General features: G+C 75.8%; 12 protein-coding genes. 8 read left to right on the forward strand and 4 right to left on the reverse strand.

The window, feature by feature from the left end:
• Positions 1 to 74: 74 nt before the first annotated feature.
• Positions 75 to 1874: a polyhydroxyalkanoate synthase family protein gene (locus tag WHI96_RS10900; protein WP_345649652.1), complete on the reverse strand. Its 1800-nt coding sequence runs from the start codon at positions 1872 to 1874 to the stop codon at positions 75 to 77.
• 114 nt (positions 1875 to 1988) lie between these two features.
• Here WHI96_RS10900 and WHI96_RS10905 point away from each other — a divergent pair, with 114 nt between their 5' ends.
• Positions 1989 to 2630 carry a class I SAM-dependent methyltransferase gene (locus WHI96_RS10905; protein WP_345649655.1) on the forward strand — a complete coding sequence of 214 codons (642 nt, stop codon included), beginning with the start codon at positions 1989 to 1991 and terminating at the stop codon, positions 2628 to 2630.
• Between the two features lie 167 nt (positions 2631 to 2797).
• Entirely contained in the window at positions 2798 to 4525 is a 1728-nt protein-coding gene (locus WHI96_RS10910; RefSeq protein ID WP_345649658.1) for a DEAD/DEAH box helicase, read from the forward strand.
• A 265-nt stretch (positions 4526 to 4790) separates the two neighbouring features.
• Here WHI96_RS10910 and WHI96_RS10915 read toward each other — a convergent pair whose 3' ends face one another.
• Positions 4791 to 5657, reverse strand: a complete 867-nt coding sequence (locus tag WHI96_RS10915; protein WP_345649759.1) for an EamA family transporter — start codon at positions 5655 to 5657, stop codon at positions 4791 to 4793.
• Positions 5658 to 6019: 362 nt separating this feature from the next.
• Between WHI96_RS10915 and WHI96_RS10920 the strand changes: the two genes are divergently transcribed.
• On the forward strand, positions 6020 to 6205 hold the full coding sequence (locus WHI96_RS10920) for a DUF7455 domain-containing protein (protein ID WP_345649660.1): 186 nt from the start codon (positions 6020 to 6022) through the stop codon (positions 6203 to 6205).
• Positions 6206 to 6296: 91 nt separating this feature from the next.
• Here WHI96_RS10920 and WHI96_RS10925 read toward each other — a convergent pair whose 3' ends face one another.
• The gene (locus tag WHI96_RS10925; protein WP_345649662.1) at positions 6297 to 8000 is read right to left on the reverse strand and encodes a choline dehydrogenase; all 1704 of its coding nucleotides are present in this window, start codon (positions 7998 to 8000) and stop codon (positions 6297 to 6299) included.
• Positions 8001 to 8118: 118 nt separating this feature from the next.
• On the opposite strand from WHI96_RS10925, the gene WHI96_RS10930 reads away from it, so the two are divergent.
• Complete coding sequence (locus tag WHI96_RS10930) at positions 8119 to 8544, forward strand: hypothetical protein (RefSeq protein WP_345649666.1); 426 nt, start codon at positions 8119 to 8121, stop codon at positions 8542 to 8544.
• Between the two features lie 6 nt (positions 8545 to 8550).
• On the opposite strand, the gene WHI96_RS10935 is transcribed toward WHI96_RS10930, so the two are convergent.
• Positions 8551 to 9273, reverse strand: a complete 723-nt coding sequence (locus tag WHI96_RS10935) for a hypothetical protein (RefSeq protein WP_345649668.1) — start codon at positions 9271 to 9273, stop codon at positions 8551 to 8553.
• Between the two features lie 332 nt (positions 9274 to 9605).
• Here WHI96_RS10935 and WHI96_RS10940 point away from each other — a divergent pair, with 332 nt between their 5' ends.
• From WHI96_RS10940 to WHI96_RS10955, 4 genes are all read left to right on the forward strand, one after another.
• Entirely contained in the window at positions 9606 to 10631 is a 1026-nt protein-coding gene (locus tag WHI96_RS10940) for an ABC transporter substrate-binding protein (RefSeq protein WP_345649670.1), read from the forward strand.
• Positions 10628 to 11395, forward strand: coding sequence for an ABC transporter permease (locus WHI96_RS10945; protein ID WP_345649673.1), 768 nt, complete (start codon positions 10628 to 10630; stop codon positions 11393 to 11395). Before WHI96_RS10940 ends, WHI96_RS10945 begins: the two co-directional genes overlap by 4 nt.
• Positions 11392 to 12120, forward strand: coding sequence for an ABC transporter ATP-binding protein (locus WHI96_RS10950; protein WP_345649676.1), 729 nt, complete (start codon positions 11392 to 11394; stop codon positions 12118 to 12120). The genes WHI96_RS10945 and WHI96_RS10950 overlap by 4 nt, the downstream gene beginning before the upstream one ends.
• Positions 12121 to 12380: 260 nt before the next feature.
• Positions 12381 to 13526, forward strand: coding sequence for a sugar ABC transporter substrate-binding protein (locus tag WHI96_RS10955; RefSeq protein ID WP_345649679.1), 1146 nt, complete (start codon positions 12381 to 12383; stop codon positions 13524 to 13526).
• Positions 13527 to 13597: the final 71 nt, after the last annotated feature.

A 13597-nucleotide genomic window follows, 5' to 3' on the forward strand; every position in this document is an offset into this window, starting at 1 on the left:
ACCGCCGAGAGTAGGTGCCGCGGCCGGGCGGTGGGGTGCCGGAAGCCCGGGTGTGACGATCCCGGACCCCACCCTCAGACGAGGGCGGGCTCGCCCAGATAGGTCCCCGGCGCGGGGAACAGCGGACGAAGGCGGCGTCCGCCCAGCTCCGGTGGCGCGTCGCGCGTCGTGCCGGACCGCTCGACCAGCCAGGAGGCCAGGTCGTCCCACCAGGAGCCCTCGACGGCCTCGGCCCCGGCCCGCCAGCGCTGCGCCACGCCGTCGCCGGTGGAGCAGGGAGCCGCGCGGAACCCGGTCGCCACCGACGGCGGCGCGATCAGCGCGCCCGCCTGGTCGCCGGGGGCCAGGACGAGCCGGCAGCCGCCGCCGAGGCGCTGCGCGGTGCGGTACCCGCCCGTCCAGGGCTGCACCGGGTCGTCGTCGGCGGCGACGAGGTAGCTGTCGCGACGCAGCTCGGCGAACCGGACGGGGGTGCCGAGGACCCGGACGTCGGGACGGTCCGGGTCCGTGCCGTCGCCGGAGGCCGCGGCCAGCGCGGCGAGGTCGGTGTGCAGCCCGGCGGGCAGCGGCAGCAGGTCGGCCACCCAGGCCCGCATCGCCCGCGCGGCGCGTCCGTCCAGGTCGGCGGTCCCGCCACCGTGCGGCACCGCCCACGGCAGCACCCGGTCCGGGCCGCGCCGCCACGCCCACGCCCGTACCGCCGTCGCGCCGTCGAGGACGCCGTCGCGGGCGGCCAGGCCCGCGGTCTCGGCGACGGTCGCCGGGTCGGGGGCGAAGCCGGGCAGCGCGTCGGACTGGTCGAGGACGGTCGCCAGGTAGGCGACGGCGGCGACCCGGTCGTCGAGCCCGATCGCGGCCTGGTGGGCCTGCACCGCCGCGGCCAGCAACCCGCCGGTGCGCACGCCCAGCAGCGACACCCGCGGGGCACGGGTGATGCGCCCGCAGGCGTCGACGGCGTCGAGGACGGCGGCGGCGTGCGCGTCGAGGTCGCGGTCGGAGTCGGCGGGGCCCGCCGGGCGCCAGGACAGCGCGAACACCTGCAGGCCCTTCCCGAGCAGGTGCTCGACCAGCGAGTACCCGGGCGCGAGGTCGGCCAGCCAGTAGCGGTGCACCAGCGGCGGGACGACCAGCACCGGGGTGTCGCGCACCTTCTCGGTCCGCGGCAGGTACTGCAGCAGTTCGAACATCGGGGTGCGCAGGACGACCGCGCCGGGCGTGGCGGCGACGTCGCGGCCGGGGACGGGGCCGCCCCGGGCGTCGCGGGCGCCGGTGTCGAAGGGAACCGAGGGGGTGTCGGCGCCGGGTTGTGTGAAGACCCGGTCGGCGACCTCGGCCGCGGCCGGGGGGTCCGGGGCGCCTGCGGTCCCGAGGGCGACCCGACCGTGATCGTCGTCCGGGACGGGACCGGTGCTCTCCGGCGCGTCCGAGGCGCCCCGGCCACGATCGTCACCTCGGTGGCGATCGGTGCCGTCGGTGGCACCGTCCCCGTCCGATCCGGTGACCATGAGCGGGCCCGCGCCGGGCAGCAGCAGGGCGGTCAGCCCCGCGAGGGCCGCGCGCAGCCGCTCGGCGTCCGCGGCGGGCAGGGGCACGTCGGGGCCCGCGACGGCGTCGTCGAGCAGCCCGGCGACCGCCCCGGTCGTCGCGAGCAGCACCTGGGCCGCGCACCGCGCCACCGGCGGGAGCGGCCCGGCCGGCACGTCCGGGGCCAGGGCGGAGCGGCCCAGCCCGACCCGGCCCAGCTCGGCGACCCAGCCGCCGCCGCGGCGCAGGAGCAGCAGCGGCCGGGCGGACACCGCGGCCGCCAGCCGCAGCCCCGCGGCGGGCAGGGCGAGGGGGCCGGCGTCGGCTGGGGGACGGTCGCGCTCGCTCATCGCCTCCATCATCCCCACCGCCGTCGGTCGTGGCGCGTTCACCCCGTCGTCGGGCGGCGTTCGGACCGGACCGGCACGGTGACCCGGTCGCGCCGCACGAGACCCCGGAGCCCGATGAGCACCGCCGCACCGTCCACCCCGCCCCCGGCACCGCAGGCGTCCCCGGCCGGGACGGGTGCGTTCCTGCGGGAGTTCCTGCGCGACCCGCTGCGCACGGCGTCGGCGCTGCCGAGCTCCCGGGCACTGGCCCGCGCCGCCACCGCACCGGTCCCCGCGACCGGGGATCCGGTCGTCGTCGAGCTGGGGCCGGGCACCGGGGCGTTCACCGACGTCATCGCCGAGCGGCTCGGCGGCCGCGGCCACCACCTGGCCGTCGAGCTGAACCCGCGCCTGGCCGCGCTGCTGCGGGTCCGCCACCCCGGGCTCGACGTCGCCGTCGCCGACGCGGCCGAGCTGCCCGCGCTGCTCGCCGACCGCGGGCTCGCCCGCGCCGACGTCGTCGTCTCCGGGCTGCCGTGGGCGGCCTACCCGCGCGACGAGCCGTGGCTGACCGACGTCGTCGCCGGCTGCCTGCACCCCGACGGCGCCCTGACCCAGTTCGGCTACTCGGTGACCCGGGCCCTGCCGCCCGCCCGACGGCTCCGTCGGCGGCTCGCCGCGGCCTTCGAGGAGGTCGTGCACGGCCGCGCGGTGCTCGCCAACGTCCCGCCCGCGTTCGTCCTCACCGCGCGCCGCCCGCGGCCGCCCCGCGGCTGACCTGGACCGTCGCCCCCGCGGCGCCCGCGGGCCCGCCCACCGGGCGGCGACGCGGCGGCACCGGGCTACCCTGATCCGCGCCCCGGCAGCCGGGTCGGCGTCGACGCGCGGACCGCGGGGGCCCGCCGGTTCCCACCCGGGAACGACCCACGGACCAGGGGAGACGTGTGTCGCAGACCCAGCTCGTGTCGCCCGAGACCCGCCCGCTGCGCGCCTGGCAGCGCAGCGCGCTCGCCCGCTATCTCGCGACCTCGCCGCGGGACTTCCTCGCCGTCGCGACCCCGGGCGCGGGCAAGACGACCTTCGCCCTGCGCGTCGCGTCGGAGCTGCTGCGCGACCGGGTCGTCGACGCGATCACCGTCGTCACCCCGACCGAGCACCTGAAGTACCAGTGGGCCGAGTCCGCCGCGGCCGCGGGGCTCGCCCTCGACCCCGAGTTCCGCAACTCCGCGGGTGGCACCTCGCGGGACTACCAGGGCATCGCCATCACCTACGCCGGCGTCGCCGCGCACCCGATGCTGCACCGCAACCGCACCGAGAACCGACGGATGCTGGTGATCCTCGACGAGATCCACCACGCCGGCGACGCGAAGAGCTGGGGCGAGGGCGTCTACGAGGCGTTCGAGCCCGCCGCCCGCCGGCTCGCCCTGACCGGTACGCCGTTCCGCTCCGACGACAACCCGATCCCGTTCGTCGAGTACGTCCCCGACGCCGAGGGCGCCCCGCGCAGCCGGGCCGACCACCAGTACGGCTACGCCGAGGCACTCGCCGACAACGTGGTCCGGCCGGTCGTCTTCCTGGCCTACTCCGGTACCTCCAACTGGCGCACCAGCGCGGGCGAGGAGATCTCGGCCCGGCTGGGGGAGCCGCTGACCCGCGAGCAGACCGCGATGGCCTGGCGGACCGCGCTGGACCCCTCGGGGGACTGGATGCCGGCGGTGCTCGCCGCGGCCGACCGGCGCCTGCAGAGCCACCGCGACGGCGGCATGCCCGACGCGGGCGGCCTGGTCATCGCCACCGACCAGACAGCGGCACGCGCCTACGCCGCGCTGCTGCAGGGCATCACCGGTGTGCGGCCCGCGGTCGTCCTGTCCGACGAGGCGGGCGGCTCGGACCGGATCGCGGAGTTCTCCCGCTCCACCGAGCGCTGGATGGTCGCGGTCCGGATGGTGTCCGAGGGCGTCGACGTGCCGCGCCTCGCCGTCGGCGTCTACGCCACGAGCGCCTCGACCCCGCTGTACTTCGCCCAGGCCATCGGGCGGTTCGTGCGGTCGCGGCGGCAGGGCGAGACCGCGTCGGTGTTCGTCCCCAGCGTCCCGGTCCTGCTCGGCCTGGCCAGCGAGCTGGAGGCCCAGCGCGACCACGTCCTCGGCAAGCCGCAGCGGCCCGAGGAGGTCTGGAACGACGCCGAGCTGAACGAGGCCAACAAGGTCGAGGACGAGCCCGGCGAGCAGGAGCAGGCGTTCACCTCCCTCGGCGCCGACGCCGAGCTGGACCAGCTCATCTACGAGGGCGCCACCTACTCCGCCGACGAGGAGGACTACCTCGGGCTGCCCGGGCTGCTGGAGCCCGACCAGGTGCGCACCCTGCTGTCCCAGCGGCAGGCCGACTGGATCGCGAAGGGCTCGCCGCGCACCGGCGCCCAGGCCCGCGCCACCCCGGCGACCGAGCCCACCCCGCCACCGGCCGCCGAGCGCGGGCAGAGCGTGCGGGAACGGCTGCAGACGCTGCGCAAGGAGCTCAACACCCTGGTCGCGTTGCACAACCACAAGACCCGCAAGCCGCACGGGAAGATCCACAACGAGCTGCGGGCGCACTGCGGCGGCCCGCCGGTGGCGATGGCGACCATCGAGCAGCTCGAGGAGCGGATCGCGACCCTGCGTTCCTGGCGCTGAGCGCCGCTCCGGCGGGCCGCCACGGCGCCGCCGGACCGGTGTGGGCGACGCGGCCGTGCGGGGGCGGTGGGGGCGGCTCGTCGCCGTCGCGGGACCGCAGCGCCACGGCGGCGACGGCGCGGCCGGGCACGGGGTGATCCGTTCCGCGCGCGCTGATCCGCCCGGCGCGTGCGTCCGGACACGCGCGGGCTGCGGATCAGCGCGCGGACTGCGGATCGGCGCGCGAAGTGCGGATCACCGTGCGGCCGTCGCGCCACCGGGGTGGTCAGGACGGGGCGGCCCGATCCCGGGCGGACGTGACGGGGACGGGGACGGGGACGTCGTCGCCGTCGCGGGACCGCAGGGCCACGGCGAGGACCACCAGGCCGATCCCGACCGCCTCCAGCGTCCCCGGCAGCTGCCCCAGCACGACGAGCCCGACCAGCGCCGCGGTGGCCGGCAGCAGGGCCAGCAGGACCGCGAACCGGGCCTGGCCGACCCGGCGCAGCACGACCTGGTCCAGCACGTAGGGGACCACCGAGCTGAGCACACCCAGCCCGACGGACAGGCCCAGCACCGCCGGATCGGCGAGCGGCGCCAGGTTCGCCGCGCCGAACCCGGTCGCGGCGCCCGCACCGCCGGTGAACAGCAGCGGGACCAGCACGACCGCCGCCACGGTGAACCCGGTCGCGAGGTCGTCGATGCCGGACCCGGCGCGCGCGACCCGCTTGCCGAGCAGGATGTAGGCGGCCCACATCGCCGCCGCGCCCAGCGCCCACAGCACCCCGGCCGGGCTGCCGGACCAGCGGACGTCGGCGATCAGGAGCACGCCCGCCGCGGCCAGGCCGACCGCGCCGACGTCCCGGAACCGGCGCGACGCCAGCGCCGCGACCAGGACCGGGCCGGTGAACTCGATGGCCACGGCGGTGCCCAGCGGCAGCCGGGCGATCGCCTCGTAGTACGCGACGTTCATCAGGGCCGTGGCCAGCCCGAACGCCCCCGCCCGGAGTAGCCGGACGCCGCGCCAGGCGTCGCGGCCGGGGCGCCGCCACGTGAGCAGGACCAGGGCCGCCCCGATCAGCCGCAGCTCGGCCACCGCCGCCGGCGCGAGCCGGTCGAACAGCCCGACGGCCAGGGCGGCCCCCACGTACATCGAGGTGCCACCGGCCAGGAACAGCAGCGGAGCGGGGACACGGTCGGGGGACGGGCGGGCACTCACCCGGCCACGGTAGTCCGCGACACACTGTATTTACCGTGGCGCGCTTGCACGCCGGCCGAGTTGCCCGCATGATTCACACGCAGTCAACTTCATACGCAATCGGTCACCGCGGGTACATCGCGGCGCCACCGAACCGTGCGGCGCACGCCACACGTGACGGACGTCGCGACGCATCCCGGGAACACGTACAGGGGCCTCGAGCGTCTGTACAGGTGTGGGCGAACCGCTCGTGCGGTCGTCACAGTGATACGGCGGCGAGCGCCCGAAGCCCGCCGCCGCGACGGAGGGAGACCGCTATGCAGCCCGAAACGCTGACCCGGCCCGAACTGACCCTTGCCGACCGTTGCGACCGCTGCGGTGCGGCTGCCAAGGTGCGCGCGATCCTGCCCTCCGGTGGGGAACTCCTGTTCTGCAACCACCACGGCAACGCCCACGCCGCCAAGCTGCGTGAGTCCGGGGTGCAGGTGCAGTCCGGGGAGTGACACCCGGGGCGCCACCCGCGCCCCCACACAGACCCGCGAACGGGGCGGGGATCCGATCGGATCCCCGCCCCGTTCGACGTGTCAGGGGTGCTCAGGACACCGGTGCGAGCGGGTCCGGACCGGTGCCCGGGGCCCCGTGCGCCCCGGCCGGTCGTGACGGCGCCGGGTCGGCGGGCAGCGGGGTGGCGCCGGTGACGATGTCGGCGGCCCGCTCGGCCACCATCACCACCGGGCCGTAGGTGTTGGCGTTGGGCACGTCGGGGAAGATCGACGCGTCGACGACCCGCAGGCCCTCGGTGCCGTGCACGCGCAGCGTCGACGGGTCCACGACGGCGTCGGCGTCGGTGCCCATCCGCGCGGTGCTGGTCGGGTGCAGGCCGTTCTGGGCGCGCCGGGACACCCAGTCCAGGATCTCCTCGTCGCTGCGCACACCCGGGCCGGGAAAGGTCTCCCCGGCGTCGAGGTCGGCGAAGGCGGGCTGGGCCAGGATCTCCCGGGCCAGCCCGATCGCCTCCACCCAGCGGCGCCGGTCCCCGTCGGTGACCAGGTAGTTCTGCACCAGCCGCGGCGGGACCGCGGTGTCGCGGGACACCGCCCGCACGCTCCCGCGGACGTCGCCCGCCATCACCGACACGTGCATCTCGTAGCCGTGCCCGACCGGCGGGACGTCCGGGGCGAAGCGCATCGCGACCGGCGCGAACAGCATCATCACGTCCGGGATGCCCCCGGCCATCGAGGTGGAGGCGAACCCGCCGATCTCGAAATGGTTGCTCGCCCCGATCCCGGTCCCGGAGACGAGCCAGCGCGCCGCGGCGGCGGGGAGCCGGTGCGGGGCCCGGTGCGGGGCCAGCGAGATCGGCTGCGAGCACGCGTTCTGCAGGTGGACGGCGAGGTGGTCCTGGAGGTTCGCGCCGACCCCGGGCAGCGCCACCCGGGTCTCGACCCCGATCTGCGCGAGGTGCTCCGGGTCGCCGAACCCGGAGACCTGCAGCAGCTGCGGGGTCGCGATGGAGCCGGCGGCGAGCAGGGTCTCGCGGGCGTCGACGTCGCGGATGGTGCCGTCGGCGGCGCGGTAGCGGACGCCGATGACCCGGGTGCCGCGGGCGTCGGTGCGCAGCGCCCGGACCAGCGCGCCGGTGTGGACGGTCAGGTTGGGCCGCGAGGCGGCGACCGGGTGCAGCCAGGCGTCGGTGGCCGAGAAGCGGCGCCCGCGCGAGATCGTGCGCTCGGTGCGGGAGAAGCCCTCCTGGACCGGGCCGTTCGTCGAGTCGAGCAGGGCGTGCCCGGCCTGCTGCGCCGCGGCCAGGAACGCCGCGTTCAGCGGGCCCGCGGCCGGGGCGCGCTCGAGGACCTGCGGGCCGTGCCCGCCGCCGGGCAGCGGGGTGCCGTGCTCGGAGACCCGCCGCTCCAGGCGGCGGAAGTAGGGAAGCAGGTGCGCCGAGCTCCACTGCTCGCAGCCGGGCAGGCGGGACCAGCGGTCGTAGTCGCCCGGATGGGCCCGCTGGTAGACCATGCCGTTGATGCTGCTGCTGCCGCCGAGGACCTTCCCGCGCGGGACGGCGATCCGGCGCCCGGCCAGACCGGCCTCGGGCTCGGTGACGTAGCACCAGTCGTAGCGCGGGTTGCCCCACGCCTTGGACAGCGCGGCGGGCATCCGGATGATCGGGTCCCAGCGGTGGTCGGGGCGACCCGCCTCGAGCATCAGCACCCGGCGCGTGGGATCCTCGGTGAGCCGGGCGGCCAGCACCGCCCCCGCGGATCCCCCGCCGACGATGACGACGTCGTACCGGCCCATTGCGCGCCCTCCACACCCACTGTCGGGATTGCCCTGTTCGAGGGAGCAACCCCCCTTGCGTGGATCACGGTACGCCGCACCCACCGGCCGTCGCCGCCGCCCCCGTAGGCTCGATGGTGTGACGACGACCGAGCGTGCGAACGACGGAGCGGACCTCCGCGACGGTTCCGCGGACGACGCCGACGCCGCGCTGACCGCCCTCGCCGCCCAGCTGGAGGCGTCGGTCGCCGAGCTGTCCTCGGCCCGCGAACGGGTGGCCGAGCTGCAGGAGCTGCGGTCACAGGGGCTGAGCTGGCGGGCGATCGTCCCGCGCGAGGCGCGGCCGCTGATCGTGGAGACCCTCACCCGCACCCTCGACGGGCTGGGCGCCGTCGGCGGCCGCTTCCGCCGCGAGGAGGCCGTCGCGCTGCACGGGGAGGGCGAGACGATCGCCGGGATCGGCAGGCTGTTCGGGGTCAGCCGCCAGCGCGTGTCGGCCTACCTGCAGGAACACCAGCAGCTCCTCGAACGGTGCGCGGCCCGCGAGGACCGGCCGGAGTCCTGACCCGGGTCAGCCCTGGTCGTGCCGGCGGTGTCGCGCCTGCCGCTGGGCGGGAACCCGCGGCGCCACCGGCACCACGGGGGAGCGGCGGGCCGCCGGGATCAGCGCGGTGCGGTCGATCGCGTCGGGCTGCTCCGGCACCGCCGGGCGCGCGGCGCGCAGCTGCAGCCGGGCGAGCTCGCGGACGTCGGCGAGCCGGGCCGCCAGCGCGGTGACCACCGGCGCCAGCGCGACGACCAGCCGCTCGCCGAGCGGGTCGTCGGGCCCGCCCCGGGCGAACAGCTGCAGGGCGCCCGCGGTCCGCCCGGCGACCGGGACCGGCACCGACAGCGAGCGGACCAGGCCGCAGTCGGCCGCGGCGGCGGCCAGCTCGGGCGGCCCGGACCGGGTCAGGTCCGGGGTGGTCAGCGCGCGGTCGCCGCGCTCGGCGGCGGGGCCCGGACCGGCGTCGGCCCGGCGCTGCAGCTCACCCAGGCGCAGGGCGGCGGTGTCGGACCCGAACACCCGCCGGGCCTCGGGGTCGCGGGGGTCGGCGGGCTCGCGCAGCAGCAGCGCCGCGCCCCCGACCCGGGCGGCGGGCACCACCGCGACGCAGATCCCGGACAGCATCGCGGCGACGTCGGCGTGCGCGACGGAGGTGGCGCCGGCCTGCAACGCGACCCGCACCAGGGCGGGCGCCGGGTCGGGCGTCGGGCGCCCGGTCGTGCCGGAGGTCCAGAGCGAGGCCGCCATCTCGTCCTTCCGCGTCAGCTCCCGCGAGCGGGGGTTCGTGACACAGCGTCGCGGGTGTGGTGGCGAGGATAACGATCGTGGTCGCCGCCGCGGACGGCGGCTCGCCCGGCCCGCCCGACGATCACCGCAGGTGACGGAACCGGAGGCTCCGGTGACCGCCGGTGTCCGGCCGGCCCCGGTGCGACGGACGTCGCCCCGGCAGGACCGGGCGGGCCGCGTAAGGTTCACGGACGTACCGCGGGAGCCCGCGCACCGAGGCTGAGAGGGCGGCAGGACCGGCCGCCGACCGTTCGAACCTGATCCGGGTCACACCGGCGTAGGGAGGCCGCTCCGTGCTGTCACGTGCTCTCCGTCCGCTCGCCGTCGCGCTGGCGCTCGCGCTGGCCCTGTCCGGCTGCGCCGCGGGCGACGGCTCCGGCGGCTCCGCCGGGGGCGGGCCGATCCGCGTCGCGCTGGACTGGACGCCGAACACCAACCACATCGGGCTGTTCGCCGCCCAGCAGGCGGGCTACTTCCGCGACGCCGGCCTCGACGTCGAGTTCCTGCCCTACAACCAGACCTCGCCGGACACCCTCGTCGACTCCGGGGCGGCCGACTTCGGCATCGGCTTCCAGGACTCGTTCACGTTCTCGAAGGCCGCGGGCGCCGACATCACCTCGGTCATGGCGATCCTGCAGCACTGGGCGACCGAGATCGCGGTGCGCGCCGACCGCACCGACCTCCGGTCCCCGCGCGACCTCGACGGCAAGATCTACGCCGGGTTCGGCGGGCCCGGTGAGAACCAGAAGATGCAGGCCGTGATCCGTGCCGACGGCGGGCGCGGCGAGTTCCGCACCGAGGTCCTCAGCACCGCCGCCTACGAGGCGCTGTACTCCGGTCAGGCCGACTTCACCGAGCCGTTCGTCAACGTCGAGGGCATCGAGGCGCAGCTGCGCGGCGAGCCGATCCGCACCTTCCGCTACACCGACTACGGCTTCCCGGACTCCTACAACGTGCTGCTGCTGGGCAACTCGACCTGGCTGCGCGACAACCCCGACCGGGCCCGCGCGTTCGTGCAGGCCGTCCAGAAGGGCTACGCGCTGGCCGCGCAGGACCCGGCGACCGCGGCCCGGATGCTCAAGGAGGCCAACCCCGGCGCGTTCACCTCCGACGCGCTGGTCGACCGGGGCGCACAGATGCTCGGCGAGCGCTTCCTGCGCGACGCGCAGGGCCGTGTCGGGTTCCAGACCCCGCAGCGGTGGGCCGGGTTCTCCGGGTTCCTCTACGACACGGGCACCGTCGCGGGGCCGGACGGCGCCCCGGTGCGGCAGAAGCCGGACTTCTCGACCTGGTTCACCAACGACTACCTGGCACCGTGACCCGCCGGCTGTGGCCGGCCGCCGCGCTGGTCACCGCCCTGCTGGTCGCCTGGCAGGTCGCGGTCACCGTCGCCGGCGCCCGCCCCCAGGTGCTGCCCTCGCCACTGCGGGTCCTCGAGCAGGGCTGGGCGTTCCGCGCCGAGCTGTGGGCGAACACCCTGCCGACGGTCCAGGTGACGCTGATCGGGTTCACCGTCTCGATGGCGCTGGCCTGGGCGGCCGCGGTCGCGGTGGACTTCTCGCCGTGGCTGCGCCGGGCGCTGACCCCGCTGCTGGTGGCCTCGCAGACGCTGCCGGTGGTCGCGATCGCCCCGCTGCTCATCATCTGGTTCGGGTTCGGCCTGCTGCCGAAGGTGCTGGTCATCGCGTTGGTGACGTTCTTCCCGGTGGCGGTCGGGCTGATCGAGGGCTTCGCCGCGACCGACCGTTCCGCGACCGCGCTGCTGCGCTCGATGGGGGCCTCGCGCTGGCAGCGGTTCCGCTACGTGCGGCTGCCCGGGGCGCTGCCGTCGTTCTTCACGGCGCTGCGCATCGCGATCACCTACGCCGTCACCGGCGCGATCTTCGCCGAGTACGTCGGCGCCCGGGCCGGCCTGGGGATCTTCATGCAGCTCCAGAAGAACCAGTTCCGCACCGACCTGGTGCTCGCCGCCGTCGGCGTGACCGCGGTGCTGTCGGTGACGCTGTTCGCGCTGACCTTCCTGCTGCAGCGCCTGGTCACGCCCTGGTACGTGGCCGACCACGACGGACACGGTGCGCGGTGAAGGTCGTGGTGAACGACCTGTCGGTCTCCTACGGCGACCTGCCGGTCCTGTCCGGGGTGAGCCTGGACGTCGCGCCGGGGGAGTTCGTGTCGCTCGTCGGGCCGTCGGGCTGCGGCAAGTCGACGCTGTTCGGGGCCCTGGCGGGCATCCTCGACGGGGCGACGGTGACCGGCGGGATCGAGGTCGACGGCGGCCCGGTGCGCGGCGCCCCGTTCGGCCTGATGCCCCAGCAGGACCTGCTGTTCCCGTGGCGCACCGTGCTCGACAACACCACCCTCGGGCTGGAGGTCGCCGGCGTGGGGCGCCGCGAGGCCCGCGAGCGCGCCCGCGCGCTGTTCGCGCCGTTCGGGCTGGCCGGGTTCGAGGACGCCCGCCCGGGCGCGCTGTCGGGCGGCATGCGCCAGCGCGCGGCGCTGCTGCGCACCGTCGTCGGCGGGCGCGAGGTGCTGCTGCTCGACGAGCCGTTCGGTGCGCTGGACGCGCTCACCCGGACGGCGATGCAGGACTGGCTGGAGTCGGTGCGCGCCCGCTACGGCTGGACGACGGTCCTGATCACCCACGACGTGCGGGAGGCGGCCCTGCTCTCGGACCGGGTGCTGGTGTTCTCGCCGCGCCCGGCGACCGTGGTGCGGGAGGTCGTCGTCGACGCCGGGCGGCCGCGCAGCCGTACCGATCCGGCCCTGGCCGCGGTCGAGGCGGACCTGCTGGAGACCCTGCGCGGCTGAGGCAGGCTCGACCCCGCGGGGGTGGTGGGAGCCGGTCGTCGCCGCCCGCGACGGCACCTTCTGGTGCCGTTGCGGCAGCCCCGGATCGTGCCGCAGGGCAACAAAACCGATGTTCGTGACCGGATCGTGACGATACGCGGGGAACTCTCTCGATTCAGAGCCCTGTTGCGTGACGTGCGTCGCCCAATACGTTGGCGCTCGCAACATTCACCCGTTCGTGATCATGCGAGCGGTCCACAACGTGGTGGAGGGAGACCCCGATGGGGGCACGGAACACGGGGCGCGGTCCCCGGCTGCGCCGGGCGGTCGCGGCGGCGGGGCTCGGCCTGCTGCTCGCCGTCGCGGGCTGCGGGAACAACAGCGCGGGCGGTGGCGCGGAGGCCCCGGCCGGTGGCTCCGGCGAATCCGGCGGGGTGAAGGTCGGGGTGATCCTCCCCGAGACCGACTCCTCGGCACGCTGGGAGGGCTTCGACAAGCCCATGCTGGACAAGGCGCTGCGCGCCGAGGGCATGGACCCCGACATCCAGAACGCCCAGGGCGACGAGCAGAAGTTCTCCACCCTGGCCGACGGCATGATCTCCAGCGGCGTCAAGGTCATGATCATCGCCTCGATCAGCAGCGACGGCGGCACCGCCGTCGCCCAGAAGGCCAAGGCCCAGGGCATCCCGGTCGTCGACTACGACCGGCTCAACCTCGGCGGCGTCAGCGACTACTACGTCTCCTTCGACAACGAGAAGGTCGGCGCCCTGCAGGGCGAGGGCCTGGTCCAGGGCATCGGCGACAAGCCGGGCGCCCAGGTCATCGAGATCGAGGGCGCGCCGACCGACAACAACGCGACCCTGTTCTACAACGGCCAGCAGACCGTGCTGAAGCCGAAGTACGAGTCGGGCGCGCTGAAGCTCGTGCAGAGCCAGAAGATCGACAAGTGGGACAACCAGGTCGGCGGCACCACCTTCGAGCAGATCCTCACCGGCAACGGCGGCAAGGTCGACGGCGTCGTCGCCGCCAACGACGGCCTCGCCGGCGCCATCGTGACGGTGCTGGCCAAGTACGGCCTGAACGGCAAGGTCGTGGTCACCGGCCAGGACGCCACCGCCGACGGGCTCGCCGCGGTCCTGCGCGGGGACCAGTACATGACGGTGTTCAAGCCGATCGAGCAGGAGGCCGAGGCCGCCGCGAAGCTCGCCGGTGCCCTGGCCAAGGGCGACACCGCGGCCGCCGACGGCGTCGCCACCCAGACGGTGAACGACCCGAAGGGCGACCGCGACGTCAAGTCGGTGCTGCTCGAGCCGCAGCTGATCACCAAGGACTCGGTCAAGAAGGTCACCGACGCCGGCTACGTCAAGGCCTCGGAGATCTGCAACGCCGAGACCCAGGCCGAGTGCGGCCGGCTCGGCATCCGGTAGGACCCGTCGTCCCGGGCCGCGGCGGTGACCCCGCCGCGGCCCGGCCGGCGCTCACGCGGAAGGGGCCCGAC

The organism is Pseudonocardia tropica, from assembly GCF_040105315.1.
GTDB lineage: Bacteria > Actinomycetota > Actinomycetes > Mycobacteriales > Pseudonocardiaceae > Pseudonocardia > Pseudonocardia alni.